Annotated in this window: 1 pseudogene; it reads right to left on the bottom strand. The window is 32.3% G+C overall.

The annotated features are described in order from the left end of the window. Nucleotides 1–196 precede the first annotated feature (196 nt). A pseudogene (sak, locus tag OWC48_RS46670) lies at nucleotides 197–440 on the bottom strand (staphylokinase); the annotation flags it as partial.

The raw sequence follows: 440 nt of genomic DNA, 5'->3' as shown, positions 1-440 counted from the left end.
AGGCAAGTACCGAAGTACCTGCCTAAAAAAGGATTATCCACTTTTTCATCCTAACTGATTTCTCCCCATAAGTCACCTAATATCTGATTAGGTGGGGAAGAACCATTCGTGCATGAATGAGAATTTGATGAAAGATAATTTTCACTACACATATTCAATCAAGACATTGCTTTCTATAATAAACAACTATTTTGTTTTATTTCTTTTCTATAACAACCTTTGTAATTAAGTTGAATCCAGGGTTTTTAATATGCTCTGATAAATCTGGGACAACAAAACCTTTTTCTGTTATAGGGAAAGACTTCGTTTCTTCTTTTTTCTTATTCTTATCATAATAAGTGACTTCGATCTTTGCGCTTGGATCTAATTCAACTACTCTAAACTCTTTATATGCTGTCGCATCTAATGCCCATTCGACATAGTATTCAATTTTTTCTTTT

Origin of the sequence: Bradyrhizobium sp. Arg816 (genome assembly GCF_029989365.1) — a bacterium.
Taxonomy (GTDB): Bacteria; Pseudomonadota; Alphaproteobacteria; order Rhizobiales; family Xanthobacteraceae; genus Bradyrhizobium.
This window is presented reverse-complemented; position numbering and strand designations above follow the sequence as displayed.